This window comes from Streptomyces sp. NPDC016562, assembly GCF_043076955.1.
Classification (GTDB): domain Bacteria; phylum Actinomycetota; class Actinomycetes; order Streptomycetales; family Streptomycetaceae; genus Streptomyces.
Map to the genome: position 1 here is coordinate 1,148,045 of NZ_JBIBRZ010000002.1, position 22,984 is coordinate 1,171,028.

Sequence of the window (22,984 nt, forward strand, 5' to 3'; positions counted from 1 at the left end):
GGGCGGCGGGCCCGTCCGCGCCTCTCGACATCTTCGGTGATGTCGTTGATACGTAGTAATAATGAAAAATGACGATCCGACAGTGGGGCGGCGCGCGCTCCTGCGCACCGCCGTCTTCCTCGGAGTGGCCGCCGCCTCCGGACTGCTGTCCGTCGGCGGCGAGAGCGGTGGCGCCGGGCCTGCGGGCAGGCCGGGCCCGGGCAGCCCCGGACCAGCGGCCGGACCGGGCCCGAACCCCGCGGCGGGAGCCCCCGCGGCGTTCCCCGAGCGGCTGTCCGAGAAGTCCTACCGGCTGCGCCCCATGACGGCGGAGGTCCCTGCCCGCCCGGCCGCGGTGAAACCGGCCGTCCGGACCCGGCCCATCCTGGAGCTCCCGCAGGACGCCGGCACGTCGAGCTCCATGGTGCTCACCTTCGACGACGGGCCCGACCCCCGCTACACGCCGGGCATCCTCGACACCCTCGCCCGGTACGGCGTGCGCGCCATGTTCTTCGTCTGCGGGGAGATGGCCACGGAGAACCGGGACCTGGTGCGCCGGATGGCCGCCGAGGGCCACGTCATCGGCAACCACACCTGGACCCACCCGCTCATCCCCAAGCTCAGCCGGCCCGCCCTCGCCTCCGAGATCGGCCGCACGAGCGAGGTCGTCGAGCAGACCGTCGGAGAGGCGCCGCTGTGGTTCCGGGCGCCGTACGGGGCGTGGAACCGGGCCGCCTTCGAGATCGGCGCCGAGCTGGGCATGGAGCCGCTGGCCTGGACCGTGGACACCCTGGACTGGAAGGAGCCGGGCACCGGCACGATCGTCTCCCGGGTCCTGGGCGGCGCCGGACCAGGCGTGATCGTGCTGTCGCACGACGCCGGCGGCAACCGGTCGCAGAGCGTCCAGGCCCTCTCCTCCTACCTTCCCCAACTGCTGGCGCGCGGCTACCGGCTGACCGTGCCGACGCTGCCGCCCCGCTGAGGGGGCGGCCCTCAGCGGGGCGGATCTCAGCTCAGCGGGCCTCAGCTCAGCGGGCCTCCACCATGCGGGCGAAGACGACCACGTTGCCGTCGTAGCCGTGGGCCTTCGAGTAGCCGCCGCCGCAGGTGATCACGCGGAGCTCCGGGTGCCCGGTGTCGCCGTACACCCGGGCACCGGGGAAGGACTCCTTGGAGAACACCTCCACGCCGTAGACCTCGAACACGGCCGTGCGTCCGTCGTACCGCTCCACCTCGATGGTGCTGCCCTGCTTCACCGAGCCCAGCCCGTAGAAGACCGCCGGGCCCTGGGCGTTGTCCACGTGCCCCACGATCACCGCCGAGCCGCGCTGGCCCGGCGAGATGCCGTTCAGGTACCAGCCGGCGAGATTGCGGTCCTGCGGCGGCGGGGCGTCGATCCAGCCCTCCGCGTCCAGCCCGACCGTCATCACCGGCGCGTCCACGCTGATCGTGGGGATCCGGATGCGCTGGACCGAGGAGTGCTCCAGCACCTCCATGTCCGCCGGAGGCGTGGGCGGATTCGCCGGGAGCTGATCCGCCGTCACCGCGACGGCCGAGGCCGCGGTGGGCTGGGGCGGTCCGTCGTCCACATCGACACCGTTGCGCACCATGGCGAGGCCGGTGAGCATGACCAGGGCGATGACGCCCCACGGTGAGCGTTTGCGTGACTGCCCGGTCTCGTCCTCGCCCATCGTTCTCCCTTCCCGACGCGGGGGTCCCGACCCGCGTTCCCGTCCCACCCCTGTACGCCCTACTTCACGCACGTTAAGGCCGCCTCGTCAGGACGGCGAGAGGGGAGGGGCGAACGGGTGGCCGTGAACCGGAAGGGGGGACGAGGGGGAGCCGGAGGACCGGGCCCCGAAGAGGTCGGGAGGGGCCTGATGGGGCCGGATGGGGCCGGATGGGATGCGCCCATCCAGGTAATCGTCACATAAATGCCTGACGGGTCGTGACCTGCGGATCCGTCAGCTTCGCCGCTCGCGCTTCGGCGTGTCGCTCAACCGGGCGGACCAAAGCCGGACATGCGCAGCTTGCGGGTGGACCCGAGGGTTCGATTGGGAGGCGTTCTCGTCGATCATCCGGGGCCGACGCTCCGGGGCGCTTTCCGCTGGAGGTTCCACCATGCGTGTCTTGCGCGCCCTTACCGTGACGGCGGCAGCCTGCGCCGCGATCGGCCTCAGTGCCCCGTTCGCCTCCGCCAACCCCCCGCAGGGTGGGAACGGCGGCCCCACCAACGTCTCGGTCAACCCGTACGCCGTGCACCAGGGATCCACGATGCAGGTGAGCGCGTCGGGCTGTGGACAGGGCGGTACCGTCACGTCGCCCGGCAACTTTCCGCCGGCCAACCTGTCCGCGGGGTCGATCGGCTTCGCGACCGTCCGGATCTTCAACCACGCCTCTCCCGGCACCCACACGCTCCAGGTCAAGTGCAACGACAGCAGCCTGGTCGCCACCGCGCGCTTCAGGATCCTGGAGGGCAACCCCGCCCAGGGCGGCATCGGCGGATCCTTCGGCCCGTCCACCGCCGAGACCGCCATCGGCGCGGGCCTCGTCGGCGCCGCGGCCCTCGGCGCGGGCGTCCACGTAATGCGCCGTCGCCGCCCGCTGCGCGGCCGGGCCTGACCTGCGGGCGTTCCCGGACACGGCCCGCCGCCGGTCGCCCCGAGTCCTCACGGGACTCGGGGCGACCGGCGGTGGCGGGGAGCGTCCGGGGTCCGTCGGCGGCCGAGGCTCCTTCGGCGACCTGGCTCCCTGCAAGGTCCCCTTCCGGTTCCTTCATTGACCGCGATGGCTTCCCCTGCGGCGCAGTGCGTACGCGGTGCCGCCCGCAGCGGCGAGGAAGAGGCCGACGCCCGCGCCGAACTCCACCGGATCCATCCCGGCGACGCTGCCCCCGAGGCCGCCGCGGACACCCCGGGCGGCGGCCGAGGCGGCGGCCGAGGTGGCGGCGGGCGGGGTGGGCCGGGCGGTGGCGGTACTCGTGGAACTCGTGGTCGGTCTGCTCGTGCCGCCCGCGATCGTCAGGTCGGCCGAGCCCGTCTCACCGTTGCAGGTGAAGGAGACGGAGTAGACGGCTCCGCGCCGGGCGTCCCGGTCCACCGTGATCCGCGCGCTCTGGCCGCGCAAGATGCTCACGGTGTCGAAGACCCCGGAGGAGACGGTGGCGTAGGCGGCGTTGCAGCCGGTGACCGCGAGCTCCACCTGACCGCCGGGGGCGACGGTCGAGGGGGTGATGGTGAAACCGAACGAGGTGATGGGCTGCGCCTCGGCCGCGGAGGCGGCGGGCGCGCCGAGGACGCCGAGCGCGAGTACGGCGCCCGAGGCGCCGGCGCTCAGCAGGGCTGTGGCAGCGGTACGTATCGCACCCATGGTTGATTCTCCGGATCTCCGAGGAGCAGCCGCGGAACGGTTTCCGCACGTGGGGGGTCGTGCGCCTCGATGTCCGCCACGCTAGGTCCGGGAGCGGGGACCCGCGATCAGTAACGCGCGAATGGGTTATCCCACTGGGCCGAACCGGGGACGGAAGGCCCGCCCCCGGTTTGCGGGGCCGTCCTCAGTCGCCGAGGTCCAGGTGACGGAACTGGGAGAGGAACGGGTCGGCGGTGGCGGCGATGCCCCGGCCGAACGGCGCGTCGAAGTCCCAGATCAGGAACAGCAGGAACGCGATGAGCGCGCTGAACAAGCCGGCCAGCAGCAGCTCACGGAACGACCGCCTGATCTGCAGGGTGAAGATCAGACCCACCGTCACGAGGGCGCCGACGATCAGTCCGAACCACACCACCCCGGGCATCGTGGCCCCGGCGCTCTCGCCGCGCGCACTGCGGGCGTCGTCCGCCACCGCGACCTGGTCGACCAGCGGCTGGTACGCCTGCCCCTCGTGGTCGGTCTGCGGCTCGTAGTCGGTGACGTCCCGGCGGATACGTTCCAGCAGCTCGCCGCCGCGGTCGGTGAGGTTGCCGTGGTCGGCCATCTCCTTCCACTCCGTTTCGACCACGTACGTCACGTACGCGTCGACGTCGGAGCGGATCTTCTTGCGCACCTCGGCCGGATAGACCTCGGAGCGGACGCTGATCTCGTGCAGGGCCTGCGCCTCCTGGCGCACGTACTCCTGGGCGGCGCCGCGGCCCTCCCAGACGCCGGCGATGGCCAGGCCGAGGACGATCGCGTAGATCACCCCGATCATCATGGTCATGTACTCGATGACGTCCGGGGTTTCGTTCGGATCGTCGTCATCGCCGATCCTGCGGTGGTTCAAGAGGGCGATGGACAGCACCACGGCGCATGCCGCGGCCATCGCGAGGGTCAGGACGAGCCATTCCGACAAGATGACTCCCAATCGGTTGCTGGTGGGACGCAGGGGCTACCGCGGGCGCAGCGCGACGATCGCGAGCACGGCGGGAGCCGCCGTCAGCAAGGTGAAGGTCACGGGCGAGACGCGGTGCTCGGTCGGCTTGCGGGCCGGTGCGTGGTAGGCCGGACGGGCCACGGGCTTCGGTTGGGCCGGGGTGACCACCGGGGCGGGCGCCGGCGGTGGTGCGGGCCGGGACGGTGCCGGTTTCGGCGGGGCCGGTGCCGGACGGACGGGCTGGGGGACGGGCTTCGGCGCCGCCCGGGGCGGCGGCGGGGGAGTGGGCTTCGGGCTCGGCGGGGGTGGTGGCGGGGGTGGTGGCGGCGGCACGGGAGGCGGTGGGGGCGGGGGCGGTGGAGTGGGCTTCGGGGGTGGCTTGGGCGGACACGGCGGGGGAGGCGGCGGAGGGCAGGGCGGGTGGCCGTGGTGGCCCCAGCCGTGTCCGCCTCCATGCCCTCCGCCGTGACGTCCGCCCTGACCGCGATCGAGACCGCGATCGTGGCCGCGGTCGGGACCTCGGTCGTGACCGCCTCCACGCGCCTCGGCCCGGCCTCTCGCGCCGTCGCCGGTGTGCCCGGCGGCGCGCTCGGCATCGTGATGTCCGCCACCCGGACCGCCGGGGCGGGGGCCTCCGCCGGCCACCGCGAGCACCGTGGGGGCGGCCCGGTCCTCGCCGGAATCGGTCGTCGCGTAGGCGCGGCTATCAGCCACGGCCGGAGTGGCGGACAACGCCGCCCACAACAGGACCGGGACCGCCAGCAGGCGCCTGGCACAGGCTCTCTTCACCCCGGGAGCATGGGCCCGCGCGCCCCGGCACGCGCGACGCTCGTCCACGGTTCGCCTGAACGGGTGGACCGTTGACCATAGAGGTTTGAGCCAGTTCCGGTTCGGTTGCGTGTGCTTCTGATCGCCTTCCGACATTTCTCAAATGGGATGTGTCGGAAACGCTCATTCTCCGTGCCGGGTGGGGCACGTGCCTTTGGTGTGTGACGAAGAACGGATCGCCAATTTCCGCTTTTGCTCGCCCTGTTGGGCAATGATCAGTACATTCGGCTCCAGCAGCAGTCCGACCTCGGACGGACCACCGTAGGAACAACGCTTGGAGACCCCGATGGAGCGCCCGGCCTGGGCCCCGCCAGGCATCGACATTTCGGTGCCGAGCGTGTCCCGCATCTACGATTACTACCTGGGCGGGTCCCACAATTTCGAGGTCGACCGCCAGGCGGCCCGGCGCGCCATGGAATTCATGCCGGGGCTGCCCAAGATCATGCAGGCCAACCGCGCATTCATGCGCCGGGCCGTCCGCCACGCGGTCGCCGAGGGCGTCACGCAGTTCCTCGACATCGGCTCCGGCATCCCCACCTTCGGCAATGTCCACGAGGTCGCGCAGGCCGCCAGCCCCGAGGCCCGCGTGGTGTACGTGGACCACGACCCGGTGGCCGTGGCCCACAGCCAGGCGGTCCTCGACGGTGACGACCGCACCGGCGTCATCGCCGCCGACCTGCGCAAGCCGAAGGAGATCCTGGAGGCCCCCGAGGTCGGCCGACTGCTCGACCTCGGCCGTCCCGTCGCCCTGCTCCTCGTCGCCGTCCTGCACTTCCTGGAGGACGCGGACGACCCGTACGCCGCCGTGGCCGAGCTGCGCGACGCGCTGGCCCCCGGCAGCCTGCTGATCCTCACGCACGCCTCGTACGAGGGGATCCCGCTCACGGAGGAGGTCGCGGGCGGCGTCGTCAGCGTCTACCGGGACATCCGCAACCCCCTCGTCATGCGCACCCGGGAGCGGATCATCCCCTTCTTCGACGGGTTCGAGATGCTGGAGCCCGGACTGGTCTCCATGCCCGACTGGCGGCCGGACCGCCCTGCGGGCGCGCTCGACGGCGAGGCGGCGGAGGACCCCTACGCCTTCTCCGGCTTCGGTGGCGTGGGACGCAAGGCGTGAGACTTCCGGTACAGACGACGGGCGCGCCGGGCGCCGCCGTGCCCGAACCCGCCGCCGCGCCCGGCGCGGCCCCGGCCTCCGAGCAGACCTCGGCCCCGCAGGGTGGCATCGAGGACCGGATCGCCCGTTTCGCGACCATCTGGGGACGGGCGATCTTCCCCGTCACGGCGACCTCGCTGACCCGGACCGAGTTCGAACGGCACCTCCTGCCGCTCACCCGGACCCTCGCCGAGGCCCTGCGCGCCCGGCCCTTCGACGCCGGCGTCGCCCAGCGGGTGGGGGCCGAGCTCGTCGCCGTGCACTGCACCGACCCCGAGGCACTGGCCGGCACCCTGGGCGTGGTCGAGTCGTACCTGGTGCTGTACTGCGGCCCGGACGGACCCGAGGGCTCCGGCGTGGAGGGCACCGAGGAGTACCGGTCCCGCTGCGCCCGGCTCCAGCACGCCATCGCGGCGGGCTACGCCCGCGCCCTGCGCGAGCGCACCCTCAAGGAGCAGGAGGCCATCGCCCGTTCCGCGCTGACCGCCCGTTCCGACGCCCAGCAGGCCCTGCACGCGAGCGAGGAGCGCTTCCGGGCCGTCTTCGAGGGCGCGGCCATCGGGATCGGGATCGCCGACCTCGACGGGAACGTCCTGGAGGTCAACGACACGCTGCTGCAGATGTTCGGCGGCCTGGAGGGCCACGTCCGCAGCCGCAACGTCAGCGAGTGGGGGCACCCCGACGACACCCCGCACGTGTGGCGGATGTACGGCGAGCTCGTGCGCGGCGAGCGCGAGAGCTACCGCGTGGAGAAGCCGTACTACCGGCACGACGGCACCGTGCTGTGGACCAACCTGACGGTGTCGCTGCTGCGCGACGCCGCCGGGAACCCGCAGTACCAGCTGGCGCTGATGGAGGACACCACCGAACGCCGCCTGCTGAACCTGCGGCTGCGCTACGAGGCCACTCACGACGCCCTCACCGGCCTGCCGAACCGGACGCTGTTCTTCGAGCGACTGGAGAAGGCCCTCAGCGGGGCCGGTGGCAACCGCTACGGCCTGTGCTACCTCGACCTCGACGGTTTCAAGGCGGTCAACGACAGCCTCGGGCACTCGGCGGGGGACCGGCTGCTCGTGGAGGTCGCCGACCGGCTCCAGAGCTGCGCGACCGGCCCCGGCGAGGTCGTCGCCCGGCTGGGCGGCGACGAGTTCGTGGCCCTGACCACCGGCAGCGACACCGAGGAGAAGGTCACCGACCTCGCGGTCCGGATCCTGACCGCGCTGTCCACGCCGATCCGGCTGGAGGGCCGGGAGCTGACCGTCCGGGGCAGCATCGGCATCGTCGAGGGCCGCGCCCAGGAACGCACCGCGGCCGAGGTGCTGCGCAGCGCCGACATCACCATGTACCGGGCCAAGGCGGCAGGCGGCAACCGCTTCGAATTCGCCGACGCCGAGGCCGACGCCCGCGCGATCACCCGCCACGGCCTGACCAACGCCCTGCCGGCGGCGCTGGAGCGGGGCGAGTTCTTCATCGAGTACCAGCCGCTGGTCCACATGCGCGACGGCAGCGTGCACGGAGCCGAGGCCCTGGTGCGCTGGTCCCACCCGCAGTACGGGGTCCTCGGCCCGGACCGGTTCATCCCGCTCGCCGAACGGACCGGGCTGATCGTGCCGCTCGGCCGCTGGGTCCTGGAGGAGGCCGTCCGGCAGGCCCGCATCTGGCAGCGCGAGCACGGCGGCTCGGCCCTGCGGATCAACGTCAACCTCTCGCCGACCCAGCTGCACCATCCCGGGCTGGTCGCCGACACCGTGGCGGTCCTGGAGAAGTCCGGCCTCGCCCCGGGCGCGCTGTGCCTGGAGGTCACCGAATCGGCCCTGATAGGAGCCGACGACGAACTGCTGGAACCGCTGCGCAGGCTCGCCGCCCTGGGCGTGGACATCGCGCTCGACGACTTCGGCACCGGCTATTCGAACCTGGCCAACCTGCGCCGCCTGCCGGTCAGCGTCCTGAAGCTCGACCGCTCCTTCACCCAGGGGATGCAGCAGCAGCCCGCCAACCCGGTGGACGTCAAGATAGTGGAAGGGATCGTCGCCCTGGCCCACAGTCTCGAACTGGCCGTCACCGTCGAGGGGGTGGAGACCGGCGTCCAGGCCGCCCAGCTCCGCGCCCTCGGCTGCGACACCGCCCAGGGCTGGTACTACGCGCGCCCCGGCTCCCCCGACCGCATTCACGCCCTCTCCCTCTGCGACGCCGTACCCACTCCCTCCTGACCCCGTCGCTGCCCCCGGGTCAGCCCAGCCCGGCCTCGGTGCCGCGGCCGGGCTGGCGCACCGCGGCCACGACCCGCTCGTACCGCGCGACGGTGTCGACCAGCACGTGGGCGGCCGCCGGGAGCCGTTCGGCCTCGTAGGCGTCGAGCAGGCCGTCCGCCGCCGGTCCGGGGAGGGCGGCGGCCAGGGTCCGGCCGAGGGCGACCGCGTCCTGTATCCCGGTGTTCATGCCCAGGCCCCCGGCTATGGGGTGCACGTGTGCCGCGTCCCCGGCGAGGAGGACCCGGCCCTCGCGCATCCGGGCGGCGATGCGCACGTTGACCCGCCAGGACGAGAGCCAGGTGGGATCCGCCAGGCGGATCCCCGGCATCCTGGCGTGCCGGTCGAAGAGCCGCTGGAAGCCCCCCAGCGAGGGCGGTCGGGCCTCGCCGCCCTCGGTGAGCTCCGGGGAGGCCTGGAGCTGGAAGGTGTCGGTCCCCGGCATCGGGCAGAGCAGTATCCCCCCGCCCTCCGAGGTGAACCACTGGTGCCAGAACGCCCGGCTCAGCCCGGGCGCCCTCACGTCTCCGAGCACCATCGTCTCCGTCTCGTCGGTGCGTCCCTCGAAGGGGATCCCGAGGAGCTTTCGGACCGCACTGCGTCCCCCGTCGCACCCGGCGGCGTAGCCGGCGCGGACGGCACGGCCGTCCGCGAGCCGTGCGGTGACGCCCGTCCCGTCCTGGGTGATCGCGGTGACCTGGGCTTCGTACTCGACCCGGACGCCGAGGGCCGCCAGGCGTGCGCGGAGGACCTCTTCGACCTGCCACTGGCCGATCAGCAGGCCGGCAGCGGTCGGGGTGTCTTTGACGTGGTCGCCGTCGAAGTACTTGCGCAGGATCACCTCCCGGGCGCCGATGGCTGACAGCTCCTGCGCCACGCCGAGCCTGGCGAAGACCTTCAGGCTGGTGGGCGTGAGGCCCTTGCCCCGGGACTCGCGGTGCGGTGCGCGACGGGCTTCGAGCACCCGGACGCTGACACCGCGCAGGGCCAAGTCGCACGCCAGGGTGAGGCCGGTGGGGCCGGAGCCCACGATCAGCACGTCGGTCATCGGAAGTCCTCTCGTCGTCGATGTCTCAAGGAGAACCGCTGCCCAGCGAAAAAGCAACCCGGTATCGAAAATTACTCGGATCAAAAATTTACTGAGTATGAAGAGTGACTCGGTAAGGATTCCGTGCTACGTTGTGAGCATGGACAACACCTCTGGACTGCGCGAGAACAAGAAGCTCCGTACGCGACGCCAGCTGGCGGCGACGGCGCTCGAACTCTTCCTGGAACGGGGCTTCGACGACGTCTCCGTGGCGGACGTCGCCGCCGCCGCGGAGGTTTCCAAGCCGACGCTGTTCCGGTACTACCCGAGCAAGGAGGACCTGGTCCTGGACCGGTTCGCCGACCACCAGGACGAGCTGGCGCGCATCGTGCGCGAGCGGCCGGCGGGTCAGGGGCCGGTCGGGGCCGTGCACGCGCACTTCATAGAGGCGCTCGACCGCAGGGACCCGATCACCGGGCTCTGCGACGATCCCGACGTCGTCGCCTTCCAGAGACTGCTCTACTCCACGGCGAGTCTCCAGACCCGGCTGGCCCACTACGGCGCCCGCGAGGTGGAGCTGCTCGCCGCCGTGCTGGAAGGCGAAGCCGTCCCGCCCCTCACCGCCCGGCTGGCCGCCCTGCACCTGGTGCACGTCCGCCACGAGCTGGGCCGCGAGAACTGGCGGCGGATCGCCTCCGGGAGCAGCGCCGGCGAGGCCCACCCCGCTGCCGTCACCGATGCCGACCACGCCTTCGGGATGCTCGCCGGCGGGCTCGACCAGGCCTTGCCCATACGCACGGCCTGATTCGGCGCGCGGTTTCGGCGCCTCTGGCCAGGACGTCCGCCGGCGGGTCAGCCCAGGAGCATCCGCTTCAGCTCACGGGCCGCGCGCGGGGGAGCCACGTCCGTGCGGTGGGCCAGGGCGATCGTGCGGCGCAGCGGAGAGCCGGCGAGGGGGGTCACCCGCAGGCCCCGACCCGCGCCGTCCACCACCATCGCCGGGACCACCGCGAGGCCGAGCCCCGCCCGGACGAAGCCCAGCACCGCGTCCATCTCGCCGCCCTCCACGGTGAAGGCCGGCTCGAAGCCCTCCGCGCGGCAGGCCGTCACGGTCAGCTCCCGCAGGTCGTAGCCGTGCCGGAACATCACCATCGGCTCGTCGCGCAGCCCGGAGATGGTCAGCTCGCCGCCCCCGCCCGGCGCCGGTCGTTCCGCCGAGGAGACCACGACCAGGTCTTCCGTCAGCAACTCCATCGTCGTCAGGGCAGGCGCCGAGGGTGGCAACGGCAGGGCGATCAGGGCCAGGTCCAGGGCCCCGCGCGCGAGCTCCCGTACGAGGTCAAGCGAACCGCTCTCCTCGATCAGCAGCTCGATGCCCGGGTGCGCGGAGTGAAAGGCGCGCAGTACGTCCGGCAGCAGGCCCGTGCACACGCTCGGCGTGGCGCCCAGCCGGACCCGGCCGCGGCGCAGTTGCGCCAGCTCCTGCACCTCCAGGCGCGCCGTGTCCGCGTCCGCCAGGATCCTGCGGGCCAGCGGCAGCAGCGTCTCGCCCGCATCGGTGAGCGTGATGTTGCCGCGAGCCCGGCTGAACAGCTCGGCGCCCAGTTCCCGCTCCAGCGCCTTGATCTGCTGCGAGAGCGAGGGCTGGGCCACGTGCACCCGTTCCGCCGCGCGGGTGAAGTGCCGGGTCTCGGCGACGGCCACGAAGTACAGGAGCTGCTGAAACTGCATAGGCCATGTCTATCAAGATGACCGACATCATGTCTTGGACCTTTCAGGCCCTGCGTCCTTACCTTCGATCCATGGCTCTGGCAACGCGCACCCGGACCGGCGGCTCCGCCGTCTCGACCGTCTGGGGCTCCACCATCGGAAAGAAGACCGTCATGGCGGTCTCCGGGCTGATCATGCTCGGCTACCTCGTCGCGCACATGCTCGGCAACCTCAAGATCTTCTTCGGCCCCGACGAGTTCAACGGCTACGCCCGCTGGCTGCGGCACATGGGCGAGCCCTTCCTGCACAGCCACTGGGGACTGTGGGCCGCCCGCGTGGTCCTGCTCGCCGCGGTGGTCGCCCACGCCGTCAGCGCGTACCAGCTCAGCCGCCGTGACATCAAGGCCCGCCCGGTCGCCTACGCCCACAAGCGCCGCCGGGCGAGCTACGCCACCCGCACCATGCGCTGGGGCGGTGTCATCCTCGGCCTCTTCATCGTCTGGCACCTGCTCGACCTGACCACCCTCACGGTGAACGAGCGGGCCCTGGAGGGCCACCCGTACGAGAACGTGGTCGCGACCTTCTCCACGTGGTACGGCAACACGATCTACCTCGTCGCGATGATCGCCATGGGCCTGCACGTGCGGCACGGCTTCTGGAGCGCCGCCCAGACCCTCGGCGCCGGTAACGCCCGCCGTGACAGGGCGCTCAAAGCCCTCGCGGACCTGCTCGCCGGCGTACTGACCGCGGGCTTCGTCTCCGTCCCGATAGCCGTCATGACCGGACTGGTGAGCTGACCGTGACCAACCACGCCACCCCCTATGCCGCCCAGGCGCCCTACGCCTCCTACGCGACCGGCGAGCCCCTCGCCGACACCAAGGCCCCCGACGGCCCGATCGCGGACCGGTGGGACCGCCGCCGCTTCGAGGCCCGGCTCGTCAACCCCGCCAACCGCCGCAAGCACACCGTCATCGTCGTCGGCACCGGCCTGGCGGGCGGAGCGGCCGGCGCGACCCTCGCCGAACAGGGCTACCACGTCGTCCAGTTCTGCTTCTCCGACTCGCCCCGCCGCGCCCACTCGATCGCCGCCCAGGGCGGCATCAACGCCGCCAAGAACTACCGCAACGACGGCGACTCCGTGCACCGCCTCTTCTACGACACCGTCAAGGGCGGCGACTTCCGCGCCCGCGAGTCCAACGTGCACCGCCTCGCCCAGATCTCCGTCGAGATCATCGACCAGTGCGTGGCCCAGGGCGTCCCCTTCGCCCGCGAGTACGGCGGCCTCCTCGACACCCGCTCCTTCGGCGGCGTCCAGGTCTCCCGCACCTTCTACGCCCGCGGCCAGACGGGCCAGCAACTCCTCCTCGGCGCCTACCAGGCCCTGTCCCGGCAGATCGCCGCGGGCAACGTCGAGATGCACGCCCGCACCGAGATGCTCGACCTGCTCGTCATCGACGGAGCCGCCCGCGGCATCGTCGCCCGCGACCTGATCACCGGCGAGATCAGCACCCACTTCGCCGACGCGGTCGTGCTGGCGAGCGGCGGCTACGGCAACGTCTTCTACCTCTCCACCAACGCCATGAACTCCAACGCGACCGCCGTCTGGCGGGCGCACCGGCGCGGCGCCTACTTCGCCAACCCGTGCTTCACCCAGATCCACCCCACCTGCATCCCGCGCACCGGCGACCACCAGTCCAAGCTCACCCTGATGAGCGAGTCCCTGCGCAACGACGGCCGCATCTGGGTCCCCAAGGCCAAGGGCGACACCCGCCCCGCCGCGGACATCCCCGAGGCGGAGCGCGACTACTACCTGGAGCGGATCTACCCCTCCTTCGGCAACCTCGTGCCCCGCGACATCGCCTCCCGCGCCGCCAAGAACGTCTGCGACGAGGGCCGCGGCGTCGGCCCCGGCGGCCAGGGCGTCTACCTCGACTTCGCCGACGCCATCCGCCGCATGGGCCGCGACAAGGTCGCGGAGAAGTACGGCAACCTCTTCGACATGTACGAGCGGATCACCGCGGAGAACCCGTACGAGGTGCCCATGCGGATCTACCCCGCCGTGCACTACACGATGGGCGGCCTGTGGGTCGACTACGACCTCCAGACCACCGTCCCCGGCCTCTTCGCCATCGGCGAGGCCAACTTCTCCGACCACGGAGCCAACCGCCTCGGCGCCTCCGCACTCATGCAGGGCCTCGCCGACGGCTACTTCGTCCTGCCGTCCACGATCAACGACTACCTCGCGCGGCGCCCGCACCGAGGCGCCGTGCACGACACCCACCCCGAGGCGGTGGCCGTCGTACGCGAGACCCGCGACCGGCTCGCGCGGCTGCTCGCCGTCGACGGAGACCGCACGCCCGACTCCTTCCACCGCGAGATCGGCGCCCTCATGTGGGAGTACTGCGGGATGGCCCGCTGCGAGGACGGACTGCGCAAGGCCCTGGACCGCATCCCCGAGATCCGCGCGGAGTTCTGGCGCCGGATCAAGGTGCCGGGCCGGGGGGAGGAGTTCAACCAGTCGCTGGAGAAGGCCAACCGCATCGTCGACTACCTGGAACTCGCCGAGCTGATGTGCCTCGACGCACTCCACCGCACCGAATCCTGCGGCGGCCACTTCCGCGAGGAGTCCCAGACCCCCGACGGCGAGGCGGCGCGGCGCGACGAGGAGTTCGCCTACGCCGCCGCCTGGGAGTTCACCGCGACCGGCGCCGCTCCCGTCCTGCACAAGGAAGACCTCGTCTTCGAGTACGTCCACCCCACCCAGCGGAGCTACGCATGAAGCTCACCCTGCGCGTCTGGCGCCAGCGCGGCGCCGACGCCCCCGGCCACATGGCGTCCTACGAGGTCGACGGCATCTCGCCGGACATGTCCTTCCTGGAGATGCTCGACACCCTCAACGAGGACCTCATCCTGCGCGGCGAGGACCCGGTCGCCTTCGACCACGACTGCCGCGAGGGCATCTGCGGCGCCTGCAGCCTCGTCATCAACGGCGACGCCCACGGCCCGGAGCGCACCACCACCTGCCAGCTCCACATGCGGTCCTTTGCGGACGGCGACACCATCGACGTCGAGCCCTGGCGGGCCGCCGCCTTCCCGGTGGTCAAGGACCTCGTCGTGGACCGCGGCGCCTTCGACCGCATCATCCAGGCGGGCGGCTACATCACGGCGCCCACCGGCGCCGCTCCCGAGGCGCACGCCACCGCGGTACCCAAGGCCGACGCCGACTTCGCCTTCGAGCACGCCGAGTGCATCGGCTGCGGCGCCTGCGTGGCGGCCTGCCCCAACGGCTCCGCGATGCTCTTCACCTCCGCCAAGGTGAACCACCTGAACGTCCTCCCGCAGGGCTCCCCGGAGCGGGAGACCCGGGTGCTGGACATGGTGGCCCGGATGGACGAAGAGGGCTTCGGCGGCTGCACCCTGACGGGGGAGTGCGCCACCGCCTGCCCGAAGGGGATCCCGCTGCCGTCGATCGCGGCGATGAACAAGGAGTGGCTGCGGGCGCTCCGCAAGGGCCCCCGCTGACCCCGCTACGGGCCGTACGCCGCACCGCGCCTGCGGGGGCCCGGGCGGCGGGGGGCCCTGCGCCGATCGGCTGACCGGCGCAGCCCGTCCCGCGCCGTGCCCCGGCGGCGCCCGGCCCATGGGGGACAGTGGCCGCATGCCACACGCCCCCGCCGGGTCCGGACCGCGCCGCCGAGCCGTACTGGCCGCCGCCCTCGCCCCGCTGGCCGTGGCCGGCTGCTCCGCGGGGGAGCCCGCGCCGGGCCCGGCGCCCGGCGGGCAGGCCGCGCCGAAGGACGCGCTGATCATGGTGATCCGGCACGCGGAGAAACCGTACGCCGGTGACTCCGGCTGGGACGAGGACGGCGAGGACGACCCCGGCTCGCTCGCCGGGCGCGGCTGGCGCCGCGCCGAGGAGCTCCCGCGGCTCTTCCCGCCGGCCCGCGGCTCCTCGCTGCCCCGCCCCGCCGTGGTCTTCGCGGCCGGAGGCAAGGGGACGGCGCCCGCCCGCTGCAAGCAGACCGTCGCGGCGCTGGCCACCGCACTGCGCACCCCCGTCCGCTCGGAGTTCGCCGTGGGCTCCGAACAGGCGCTGGTCGAGGCCGCGTTGGCGGGGCCCATGCCCGTACTCGTCTGCTGGGAACACACCGGGATTCCCCGGCTCGTCCGCGCCCTCGGCGCCCACCGGCTTCCCGGCACCCCCGCGACCTGGCCCGACCGCCACGACCTCGTCTGGACGTTCACCCGCCGCCGCGGCCAGTGGACCTTCCGCGAGCTCCCGCAGCACCTGCTGCCGGGGGACGCGTAAGCCCCTACCGGTCGAGCGCCCGCGCCAGGTAGGCCGCCGTGCGGCCCCGGCCCGCCGCCGCCACCTGGGCCGGGGTGCCGGAGGCGACGACGCGGCCGCCCTCCGTGCCGCCGCCCGGGCCCAGGTCGATGACCCAGTCCGCGCCCGCCACCACCTCCATGTCGTGCTCCACGACCACCACCGAATGCCCGGCGTCCACCAGCCCGTGCAACTGCCGCAGCAGCACCCGCACATCGGCCGGATGCAGGCCGGTCGTCGGCTCGTCCAGCAGGTACAGGGTGTGGTCCCGGCGCAGCCGCTGCAGCTCGGTGGCCAGCTTGATCCGCTGCGCCTCGCCGCCCGAGAGCTCGGTCGCCGGCTGCCCCAGCCGCAGGTAGCCCAGCCCGATGTCCTCCAGCGCGCGCAGACTGCGCGCCGCCGCCGGAACCTCCGCGAAGAAACCGGCAGCGGACTCCACCGTCAGGCCGAGCACCTCCGCGATGTTCAGCCCCGCGTAACGGACCTCCAGGGTCACGGCGTTGTACCGCGCACCGGCGCACTCGGGGCACGGGGCGTAGGTACTGGGCAGGAACATCAGCTCCACCGAGACGAAGCCCTCGCCCTGACAGGTCTCGCACCGGCCGCCCGCCACGTTGAAGGAGAACCGGCCCGCCTTCCAGCCGCGGGCCTTCGCTTCCGGAGCCGCCGTGAAGAGGCGCCGCACCACGTCGAACAGGCCCGTGTAGGTGGCCAGATTGGACCGCGGGGTCCGGCCGATCGGCTTCTGGTCCACCTCCACCAGCCGCCGTACGGGAAAGTCCGGCTCGGCCAGCTGCTCGGCGACCTCCCGGGCCAGGACCTGCCCGACCAGCGTCGACTTCCCCGACCCCGACACCCCGGTGACGGCCGTGAACACCCCGAGCGGGAACCGCGCGTCCAGGTCCCGCAGGTTGTGCCGGTCCACCGCCGTCACCCGTACCGACCCGGCCGCCTCGCGCACCCGCCGGGAAGCGCCAGCGGGCTGAGGCCGCCGCTGCGCGAACAGGTGCCGGGCCGTCGCCGAGTCCTCCACCCCGGCGAGGTCCTTCGGCGGGCCGCTGTAGAGCACCTGACCGCCGTGCTCACCGGCCAGCGGCCCCACGTCCACCAGCCAGTCCGCGTGCCGCACCACGTCCAGCTGGTGCTCCACGACGAAGACCGTGTTCCCGGCCTCCTTCAGCCGGTCCAGTACGCCGAGCAGCGCCTCGGTGTCGGCCGGGTGGAGCCCCGCCGACGGCTCGTCCAGTACGTACACCACCCCGAAGAGCCCCGACCGCAGCTGCGTCGCCAGCCTCAGGCGCTGCAGCTCGCCGGCTGACAGGCTCGGCGCGGTCCGGTCCAGGCTCAGGTAGCCGAGCCCCAGCTCCGTGACGGGCCCGATGCGCGAGCGCAGGTCCTCGGCGAGCACCCGGGCGGCCTCCCCGGCGGCGGGTGCGCCGGACAGGACGCCGTCCAGTTCCGTCAGGGGCATCGCCGCGAGCGAGGCGATGCCGTGGCCGGCGAAGGTGACGGCCAGGGCCTCCGGGCGCAGCCGCCGCCCCTCGCACACCGGGCACGGCGCGTCGGTGAGGAACCGCTCGGCGCGGGCCCGCAGGGTGGCGCTCTTGGTGTCGCCGAAGGTGCGCAGGACATAGCGCTGGGCGCTCATGTACGTGCCCTGGTAAGGACGTTGGATCCGGTCGGCCTCCCGCACCGGGTGCACGGTCACCACCGGCTGTTCCTCGGTGAACAGGATCCACTCGCGGTCCTTCGCGGGCAGCTCCCGCCAGGGCCGGTCCACGTCGTGGCCGAGGGTCTCCAGGATGTCGCGCAGGTTCTTGCCCTGCCAGGCACCCGGCCACGCGGCGATCGCGCCCTGGCGGATCGACAGGCTGGGGTCGGGCACCAGGAGTTCCTCGCTGGTGCGGTGGATCCGGCCCAGCCCCTGGCACGCAGGGCAGGCGCCGGCGGCGGTGTTGGGCGAGAAGGCGTCGGAGTCGAGCCGCCGCGCTCCCGGGGGGTAGGTACCGGCCCGCGAGTACAGCATCCGCAGGGAGTTGGACAGCAGGGTCACCGTGCCGACCGAGGAGCGCGAGCCGGGGGAGGAGCGGCGCTGCTCCAGAGAGACGGCGGGCGGCAGCCCGGTGACGGAGTCCACCTTCGGGGCGCCGATCTGGTGGATGAGGCGGCGGGCGTAGGGGGCGACCGACTCGAAGTACCGGCGCTGGGCCTCGGCGTAGAGCGTGCCGAAGGCCAGCGAGCTCTTCCCGGAGCCGGAGACCCCGGTGAACACGGTGAGCGCGTCACGGGGGATGTCCACGTCGACGCCCCGCAGGTTGTGCTCCCGGGCGCCCCGGACCCGTACGAATGGATCGAGAGACGCGTGGGGAAGGGCGGGGGATGCGGCGGCCTGGTCCATTCGTCCCAGTTTAGAGGCCCCTGGAGCCCGAGAGCCCCGTGGAGCCCGAGAGGCCCGTGGAGCCCGAGAGGCCCGTGGGGCCCGAGAGGCCGGCCAGGCGCGCCAGTCGGCCGTAGGAGTCCAGCAGCGCCGTCCGGTCGTAGGTGGAGGTGGTGACCAGCAGCTCGTCCGCACCCGTCAGCGCGGCCACCTCGGAGAGCTCCGCCGCGACCTGCTCCTCGGTGCCGTGGATATGCCCCGCGAGGGCGTTCTCGTACAGCTCCCGCTCCTTCGGGCTCATCTCCAGCGCCTCGACCTCCTCGGCCGGGCGCAGCGGCGGGAAGCTGCCCCGGGTCCGGGAGTACGCGAGGGACCACGCCTCCGGAACGAGCATGCGCCGGGCCTCCTGCGTGGTCGCGGCGACCGCCACCGTCCCGGAGACCACCACGTACGGCTCCGAGCCCCCGGCGGCCGGCCGGAACTCCTCGCGGTACCGCGCCACGGCCTCGGCGACGCGCCCGCGGCTACGGAGGTCGCCGACCACCAGCGGCAGCCCGGCCCGGGCGGCGATCCCCGCGCCCTCGCCCGTGGCCAGGACGAAGGCCGGTACGCGGAGCCCCTCGGCCGGGTGGGCGTGCACCTCGGGATGCGCCCGCTGGGTGCCGTCGAGCCAGCCCAGCAGCTCCGCCAGCTGCTCCTCGAAGCGGTCGGCGTCCCCGATGTCGCGGCCCAGGGCCCGCCGGATCCCGTTGGTGAAGCCGACCGAGCGGCCCAGCCCCATGTCGATCCGGCCGGGGAACAGCGACTCCAGGACCCCGAACTGCTCCGCGACCACCAGCGGCTCGTGATTGGGCAGCATGACCCCGCCCGTCCCGACGCGGATCCGCCGCGTGGCCCCGGCGACGGCCGCGGCCAGCACGGTCGGCGCGGAGCCCGCGACCCCGGGCACGCTGTGGTGCTCCGACACCCAGAAGCGGAGGTAGCCGAGCTCCTCGGCCGTACGCGCGAGGTCCACGGTGTCGCGCAGGGCCTGCGGGGCCGAGTGGCCCTGGCGGGTGCGCGACCGGTCCAGTATCGAGAGGGTGCGGATCACACCGTCCTCAACGTCCCAGGGCCGTGGGCATTCCCGGCGGGCGGCGCGCCCCGCATCTCCTAGGGTGGCGGCATGACCGGGATCACCACGCGGCCGCTGGCCGTCTTCGACATCGACAACACCCTGGCGGACACCGCCCATCGCCAGCACTTCCTGGAGCGCCGCCCCCGCGACTGGGACGGCTTCTTCGGCGCCGCGCCGGCCGATCCGCCGCTCCCGCGTGGTATCGCGCTGGCCGTGGAGAGCGGGCAGGACTGCGAGGTGGTGTATCTGACCGGGCGCCCCGAACGGTGCCGGGCGGACACCGTCGACTGGCTCGCCCGGCACGGTCTGCCCGAGGGGCGGGTGTGGATGCGCGGCAACCAGGACCGGCGGCCCGCCCGGACGACCAAGCTGGAGATCCTCAAGCGGCTCGGCCGGGGCCGGGAGGTGCGCATGCTCGTGGACGACGACGAGCTGGTGTGCCAGGCGGCGCGCGCCGCCGGTTTCCGGGTGGTCCTCGCCGACTGGGCGGCGGACGCGCCCGAGCTCAAGGAGGCCCAGGAGACCGAGGGCCGGACCTGAGCGAGGGCTCCCGGGCTCAGTCCTCGCCGTCGAGGCGGAAGCCGACCTTGAGGCCCACCTGGAAGTGGGCGATCTCCCCGTTCTCGATGTGTCCGCGTACCTGGACCACCTCGAACCAGTCAAGGTTCCGCACGGTCTGGCCCGCCCGGGCGATCCCGTTGCGGATGGCCTGATCGATGCCCTCGTGGGAGGTGCCGACGATCTCGGTCACCCGGTACGTGTGATTGGACATGGAGTCTCCCGACAGTGGGTGGCTTTTGCCTGGTTCTACGGTGCCCCAGTAAGTCCGGCTGCGCGAACTTTGCGTGAACAGTCCCCGGGGAAAGGCACTTGACCGGCCTATTGGTCTATGCCAATTTCTAGCCATCTGAGATCGAGCCCCCAGAAGGTGACCCTCTTGAAGATGCGCTTCCTCGCCGTGTGCACCGCACTCGCGGCCGCGACCGCCCTCACGGGCTGCAGCCAGCTGGCCGACCCGGCCGCAGCGCCGCAGAAGGTGACGCTCTGGCTGATGAAGGGCAGCGCCTCGGAGGACTTCATCGACGCGTTCACCGCGTCGTTCGAACAGGAACACCCCGGCACCGACCTGGAGGTCAGGATCCAGGAGTGGACGGGCATCGGCGACAAGGTCAACGCCATCCTCGAAGGCAGGAGCAAGGAGAGCGCCGACGTCATCGAGGTCGGCAACACGCAGGTGGCCCGGTACATCGAGACCGGCGGCATCGAGGAACTCACCCTGGAGGGCCTGCGCGAGTGGGGCAGCAAGGACTGGCTCAAGGGCCTGTCCGACCCGGGAAGCATCAACGGCGCCCAGTACGGCATCCCGTGGTACGCCGCCAACCGCGTGGTCATCTACCACAAGGACCTCTTCGCGAGCGCCGGGATCAAGACGCCGCCGAAGAACCGCCAGGAGTGGATCCAGGCCACCCAGAAGCTCGACAAGGGCGACCAGCAGGGCATCTACCTCGCGGGCCAGAACTGGTACGTGCTCGCCGGCTTCATCTGGGACGAGGGCGGCGACATCGCCGTCGAGACCAGCGGCCAGTGGGTCGGCGCCCTCGACGACGAGAAGGCCCTGGCCGGCATGGACTTCTACAAGCAGCTCCAGGCCCTGGGCGACGGCCCCAAGGGCGCCGACGAGGAGACGCCTCCGCAGTCCCAGGTCTTCGCCCGCGGCCAGGTGGCCCAGATCATCGCCCCGCCCGGCCAGGTCGCCGAGATCGAGGCGGCCAACCCGGCCCTCAAGGGCAAGCTCGGCTTCTTCCCGATTCCCGGCAAGACCACCGACAAGGTGGGAGCCGTCCTCACCGGCGGCTCCGACCTGATCATCCCGGAGCGGACGAAGCACCGGAAGGGCGCCGTGGACGTGATCACGGCCCTCGTCAGCGAGAAGTGGCAGACCGAACTCGCCCGGACGATGAGCTACGTCCCCAACAAGACCACCCTCGCGCGCGTGGTCGAGGGCAACGAGGGCGCCGCCGCCATGGCACCCGGCGCCGCCCAGGGCCGGGCCACCCCCAAATCCGCCCGCTGGGCCGAGGTGGAGGCCAAGAACCCGATCAAGCCGTTCATGACCGCCGTGCTGACGGGCCAGGACCCCCGGCAGGCGGCCCGGGCGGCCTCCGAGGAGATAGGGAAGGTGCTCAGCGCGGACCGCTGAGAGGGGCCACCAGCGAGTTCAGCGTCCGCACATCCAGGTGCCGCTGAGCGGTCATGTCGAATCCAGCCGGTCACGGAAGAAGTAAAGGAGCCAGGCCGCCCACCTGCACGGCCACCCACCGTGCGGGCCCGGCCCTCCGTGCCCGGATCAGGAGCAGCCATGACCATCGCACCCCTGTCCCCTTCCCCCCTCCTCCCCACCGCCCCCGCCGTCGCCCCCACCCGGGGCTCCGCGCCGGCCCCCGGCCCCCGCTACGCCGTCCGCATCGCCCGCGACGAGGCCGAAGTGCGCGCCGCCCAGCGGCTGCGCCACCAGGTCTTCGCCGGCGAGCTCGGAGCCCGCCTGGACGGGCCCGAGCCCGGTCTGGACGCCGACGCCTTCGACGCGTACTGCGACCACCTCCTCGTCGTCGACGAGGAGACCGGGCAGGTCGTCGGGACCTACCGGCTGCTGCCCCCGGAGCGGGCCGCCGTCGCCGGACGCCTCTACTCCGAGGCCGAGTTCGACCTCTCCGCCCTCGCCCCCATCCGCCCCGACCTCGTCGAGGTCGGCCGCTCCTGCGTCCACCCCGATCACCGCAACGGCGCCGTCATCGCCCTGATCTGGGCCGGCCTCACCCACTACATGGACCGCTCCGGGCACAACTGGCTCGCCGGCTGCTGCTCCGTGCCGCTCGCCGACGGCGGGGTCCTGGCCGCCGCCACCCGGGACGCCGTACTGACCCGCCACCTCGCCCCCGAGGAGTACCGGGTCACCCCGCACCTCCCCTGGAACCCCGAGGGCATCACCTTCCCCCACCGCACGGAGCTGCCCCCGCTGCTGCGCGGCTACCTCCGCCTGGGCGCCTGGGTCTGCGGCGAACCCGCCCTCGACCCGGCCTTCGGCTGCGCCGACCTGTACGTGCTCCTCTCGCTGCGCCGCACCAACCCGCGCTACCTGAAGCACTTCCGCTCGCTCGTCCCCGGCGCATGAGCGTCTGGCTGCCCACCTCGCCCTGCACCCCCGAGGCCTGCGCCGGCCACGCGGGGAGCACCGCGAGCGTCCCCCGCGCGGCGGCCCGGCTCGCCGCTGGCATCGCCCTGGTCCTGCTGGGCATCCTGGGCGCCCCACCGGTCCGGCTGCTCCCGGCCGGCCCCCGGCACACGGTGGTGCGGGCCTGGTCCACCGCGCTGGTACGGGCCTTCGGCATCCGGATCAGCGTCTACGGGAACCCGGGCGCGGGCGGCGGCCGCCTCGTCGTCGCCAACCACATCTCCTGGCTGGACGTCCCGCTCGTCGGCGCCGCACTGCCCGGCCGGATGCTGGCCAAGAGCGACATCCGCGCCTGGCCGGTGCTCGGCGGCCTCTCCGACCGGGCCGGCACCCTGTTCATCGAGCGCGACCGGCTCCGCTCCCTGCCCGCCACCGTCGGGGCGATCACCCGCGCGCTGCTGGCCGGCGACCGGGTCACCGTGTTCCCCGAGGGATCCACCTGGTGCGGCCGGGCCCGGGGGACGTTCCACAGGGCCGTCTTCCAGTCGGCGCTGGACGCGCGGGTGCCCGTACAGCCCGTGCGGATCGCCTACCTGGGCCGCGACGGGACCACCGCCGGGGCGCCCGCCTTCGTCGGGGACGATTCGCTCACCGCCTCCCTGTGGCGGATCGCCCGGGCCCGCGGGGTGCGGGCCGA

21 protein-coding genes and 1 pseudogene are annotated in these 22,984 nt (G+C 72.7%); 13 read left to right on the top strand and 9 right to left on the bottom strand.

The features are described 5' to 3' along the window. Window positions 1-61 precede the first annotated feature (61 nt). Window positions 62-961 carry a polysaccharide deacetylase family protein gene (locus tag ACF059_RS12775; protein WP_392055313.1) on the top strand — a complete coding sequence of 300 codons (900 nt, stop codon included), beginning with the start codon at window positions 62-64 and terminating at the stop codon, window positions 959-961. 46 nt (window positions 962-1,007) lie between these two features. Here ACF059_RS12775 and ACF059_RS12780 read toward each other — a convergent pair whose 3' ends face one another. Further along, the gene (locus ACF059_RS12780) at window positions 1,008-1,670 is read right to left on the bottom strand and encodes a class F sortase (RefSeq protein WP_392055316.1); all 663 of its coding nucleotides are present in this window, start codon (window positions 1,668-1,670) and stop codon (window positions 1,008-1,010) included. 430 nt (window positions 1,671-2,100) lie between these two features. Here ACF059_RS12780 and ACF059_RS12785 point away from each other — a divergent pair, with 430 nt between their 5' ends. Next, window positions 2,101-2,601: a hypothetical protein gene (locus tag ACF059_RS12785; RefSeq protein ID WP_392055319.1), complete on the top strand. Its 501-nt coding sequence runs from the start codon at window positions 2,101-2,103 to the stop codon at window positions 2,599-2,601. Window positions 2,602-2,754: 153 nt separating this feature from the next. Here ACF059_RS12785 and ACF059_RS12790 read toward each other — a convergent pair whose 3' ends face one another. The 3 genes from ACF059_RS12790 to ACF059_RS12800 all read right to left on the bottom strand — a co-directional run bounded on the left by ACF059_RS12790 (window position 2,755) and on the right by ACF059_RS12800 (window position 4,465). After that, window positions 2,755-3,348, bottom strand: a complete 594-nt coding sequence (locus ACF059_RS12790) for a hypothetical protein (protein ID WP_392055321.1) — start codon at window positions 3,346-3,348, stop codon at window positions 2,755-2,757. Window positions 3,349-3,532: 184 nt separating this feature from the next. Beyond that, window positions 3,533-4,303: a hypothetical protein gene (locus tag ACF059_RS12795; RefSeq protein ID WP_392055324.1), complete on the bottom strand. Its 771-nt coding sequence runs from the start codon at window positions 4,301-4,303 to the stop codon at window positions 3,533-3,535. A gap of 36 nt (window positions 4,304-4,339) precedes the next feature. Further along, window positions 4,340-4,465 carry a hypothetical protein gene (locus ACF059_RS12800; RefSeq protein WP_366864399.1) on the bottom strand — a complete coding sequence of 42 codons (126 nt, stop codon included), beginning with the start codon at window positions 4,463-4,465 and terminating at the stop codon, window positions 4,340-4,342. Between the two features lie 973 nt (window positions 4,466-5,438). Here ACF059_RS12800 and ACF059_RS12805 point away from each other — a divergent pair. Both ACF059_RS12805 and ACF059_RS12810 read left to right on the top strand, forming a co-directional pair. Further along, a complete protein-coding gene (locus ACF059_RS12805) occupies window positions 5,439-6,269 on the top strand; it encodes an SAM-dependent methyltransferase (protein WP_392056664.1) in 831 nt (276 codons plus the stop codon). Window positions 6,270-6,376: 107 nt separating this feature from the next. Next, window positions 6,377-8,518, top strand: a complete 2,142-nt coding sequence (locus ACF059_RS12810; RefSeq protein WP_392056667.1) for a putative bifunctional diguanylate cyclase/phosphodiesterase — start codon at window positions 6,377-6,379, stop codon at window positions 8,516-8,518. A gap of 19 nt (window positions 8,519-8,537) precedes the next feature. Here the strand turns inward: ACF059_RS12810 and ACF059_RS12815 are convergent, their stop codons facing one another. Then, complete coding sequence (locus ACF059_RS12815; RefSeq protein WP_392055327.1) at window positions 8,538-9,605, bottom strand: FAD-dependent oxidoreductase; 1,068 nt, start codon at window positions 9,603-9,605, stop codon at window positions 8,538-8,540. 139 nt (window positions 9,606-9,744) lie between these two features. Between ACF059_RS12815 and ACF059_RS12820 the strand changes: the two genes are divergently transcribed. Beyond that, complete coding sequence (locus ACF059_RS12820; protein WP_392055330.1) at window positions 9,745-10,389, top strand: TetR/AcrR family transcriptional regulator; 645 nt, start codon at window positions 9,745-9,747, stop codon at window positions 10,387-10,389. A gap of 47 nt (window positions 10,390-10,436) precedes the next feature. Here ACF059_RS12820 and ACF059_RS12825 read toward each other — a convergent pair whose 3' ends face one another. Further along, entirely contained in the window at window positions 10,437-11,315 is an 879-nt protein-coding gene (locus ACF059_RS12825) for a LysR family transcriptional regulator (RefSeq protein ID WP_392055333.1), read from the bottom strand. Between the two features lie 71 nt (window positions 11,316-11,386). On the opposite strand from ACF059_RS12825, the gene ACF059_RS12830 reads away from it, so the two are divergent. The 4 genes from ACF059_RS12830 to ACF059_RS12845 all read left to right on the top strand — a co-directional run bounded on the left by ACF059_RS12830 (window position 11,387) and on the right by ACF059_RS12845 (window position 15,603). Further along, window positions 11,387-12,091 (top strand): succinate dehydrogenase cytochrome b subunit, encoded by a 705-nt coding sequence (locus ACF059_RS12830; protein ID WP_392055336.1) that lies wholly within the window; start codon window positions 11,387-11,389, stop codon window positions 12,089-12,091. 2 nt (window positions 12,092-12,093) lie between these two features. After that, window positions 12,094-14,073 (top strand): fumarate reductase/succinate dehydrogenase flavoprotein subunit, encoded by a 1,980-nt coding sequence (locus ACF059_RS12835; protein WP_392055339.1) that lies wholly within the window; start codon window positions 12,094-12,096, stop codon window positions 14,071-14,073. Further along, a complete protein-coding gene (locus tag ACF059_RS12840) occupies window positions 14,070-14,816 on the top strand; it encodes a succinate dehydrogenase/fumarate reductase iron-sulfur subunit (protein ID WP_392055342.1) in 747 nt (248 codons plus the stop codon). Before ACF059_RS12835 ends, ACF059_RS12840 begins: the two co-directional genes overlap by 4 nt. Window positions 14,817-14,952: 136 nt before the next feature. Beyond that, window positions 14,953-15,603, top strand: a complete 651-nt coding sequence (locus tag ACF059_RS12845) for a hypothetical protein (RefSeq protein WP_392055345.1) — start codon at window positions 14,953-14,955, stop codon at window positions 15,601-15,603. Window positions 15,604-15,607: 4 nt separating this feature from the next. Here ACF059_RS12845 and ACF059_RS12850 read toward each other — a convergent pair whose 3' ends face one another. Together ACF059_RS12850 and ACF059_RS12855 are read right to left on the bottom strand one after the other, a co-directional pair. Continuing rightward, window positions 15,608-18,019 (bottom strand): ABC transporter, encoded by a 2,412-nt coding sequence (locus ACF059_RS12850; protein ID WP_392055348.1) that lies wholly within the window; start codon window positions 18,017-18,019, stop codon window positions 15,608-15,610. A 10-nt stretch (window positions 18,020-18,029) separates the two neighbouring features. Further along, a complete protein-coding gene (locus tag ACF059_RS12855) occupies window positions 18,030-19,091 on the bottom strand; it encodes an LLM class flavin-dependent oxidoreductase (RefSeq protein ID WP_392055350.1) in 1,062 nt (353 codons plus the stop codon). Window positions 19,092-19,163: 72 nt separating this feature from the next. Between ACF059_RS12855 and ACF059_RS12860 the strand changes: the two genes are divergently transcribed. Then, entirely contained in the window at window positions 19,164-19,655 is a 492-nt protein-coding gene (locus ACF059_RS12860; protein WP_392055353.1) for a hypothetical protein, read from the top strand. A 16-nt stretch (window positions 19,656-19,671) separates the two neighbouring features. Here the strand turns inward: ACF059_RS12860 and ACF059_RS12865 are convergent, their stop codons facing one another. Beyond that, complete coding sequence (locus ACF059_RS12865) at window positions 19,672-19,887, bottom strand: dodecin (RefSeq protein WP_366864411.1); 216 nt, start codon at window positions 19,885-19,887, stop codon at window positions 19,672-19,674. A gap of 165 nt (window positions 19,888-20,052) precedes the next feature. Between ACF059_RS12865 and ACF059_RS12870 the strand changes: the two genes are divergently transcribed. The 3 genes and pseudogenes from ACF059_RS12870 to ACF059_RS12880 form a co-directional block, all read left to right on the top strand. Then, window positions 20,053-21,315, top strand: coding sequence for an extracellular solute-binding protein (locus ACF059_RS12870; RefSeq protein WP_392055356.1), 1,263 nt, complete (start codon window positions 20,053-20,055; stop codon window positions 21,313-21,315). A gap of 159 nt (window positions 21,316-21,474) precedes the next feature. Further along, a complete protein-coding gene (locus ACF059_RS12875) occupies window positions 21,475-22,287 on the top strand; it encodes a GNAT family N-acetyltransferase (RefSeq protein WP_392055359.1) in 813 nt (270 codons plus the stop codon). Beyond that, window positions 22,284-22,814: pseudogene (locus tag ACF059_RS12880) on the top strand (lysophospholipid acyltransferase family protein); the annotation flags it as partial. The gene ACF059_RS12875 and the pseudogene ACF059_RS12880, both read left to right, overlap by 4 nt. Window positions 22,815-22,984: the final 170 nt, after the last annotated feature.

Bases quoted from the DNA above. Each gene is read 5' to 3' on its own strand.
- ACF059_RS12775 (WP_392055313.1), top strand. From the start codon at position 62: ATGAAAAATGACGATCCGACAGTGGGGCGGCGCGCGCTCCTGCGCACC.
- ACF059_RS12780 (WP_392055316.1), bottom strand. From the start codon at position 1,670: ATGGGCGAGGACGAGACCGGGCAGTCACGCAAACGCTCACCGTGGGGC.
- ACF059_RS12785 (WP_392055319.1), top strand. From the start codon at position 2,101: ATGCGTGTCTTGCGCGCCCTTACCGTGACGGCGGCAGCCTGCGCCGCG.
- ACF059_RS12790 (WP_392055321.1), bottom strand. From the start codon at position 3,348: ATGGGTGCGATACGTACCGCTGCCACAGCCCTGCTGAGCGCCGGCGCC.
- ACF059_RS12805 (WP_392056664.1), top strand. From the start codon at position 5,439: ATGGAGCGCCCGGCCTGGGCCCCGCCAGGCATCGACATTTCGGTGCCG.
- ACF059_RS12815 (WP_392055327.1), bottom strand. From the start codon at position 9,605: ATGACCGACGTGCTGATCGTGGGCTCCGGCCCCACCGGCCTCACCCTG.
- ACF059_RS12820 (WP_392055330.1), top strand. From the start codon at position 9,745: ATGGACAACACCTCTGGACTGCGCGAGAACAAGAAGCTCCGTACGCGA.
- ACF059_RS12825 (WP_392055333.1), bottom strand. From the start codon at position 11,315: ATGCAGTTTCAGCAGCTCCTGTACTTCGTGGCCGTCGCCGAGACCCGG.
- ACF059_RS12830 (WP_392055336.1), top strand. From the start codon at position 11,387: ATGGCTCTGGCAACGCGCACCCGGACCGGCGGCTCCGCCGTCTCGACC.
- ACF059_RS12840 (WP_392055342.1), top strand. From the start codon at position 14,070: ATGAAGCTCACCCTGCGCGTCTGGCGCCAGCGCGGCGCCGACGCCCCC.
- ACF059_RS12845 (WP_392055345.1), top strand. From the start codon at position 14,953: ATGCCACACGCCCCCGCCGGGTCCGGACCGCGCCGCCGAGCCGTACTG.
- ACF059_RS12850 (WP_392055348.1), bottom strand. From the start codon at position 18,019: ATGGACCAGGCCGCCGCATCCCCCGCCCTTCCCCACGCGTCTCTCGAT.
- ACF059_RS12860 (WP_392055353.1), top strand. From the start codon at position 19,164: ATGACCGGGATCACCACGCGGCCGCTGGCCGTCTTCGACATCGACAAC.
- ACF059_RS12865 (WP_366864411.1), bottom strand. From the start codon at position 19,887: ATGTCCAATCACACGTACCGGGTGACCGAGATCGTCGGCACCTCCCAC.
- ACF059_RS12875 (WP_392055359.1), top strand. From the start codon at position 21,475: ATGACCATCGCACCCCTGTCCCCTTCCCCCCTCCTCCCCACCGCCCCC.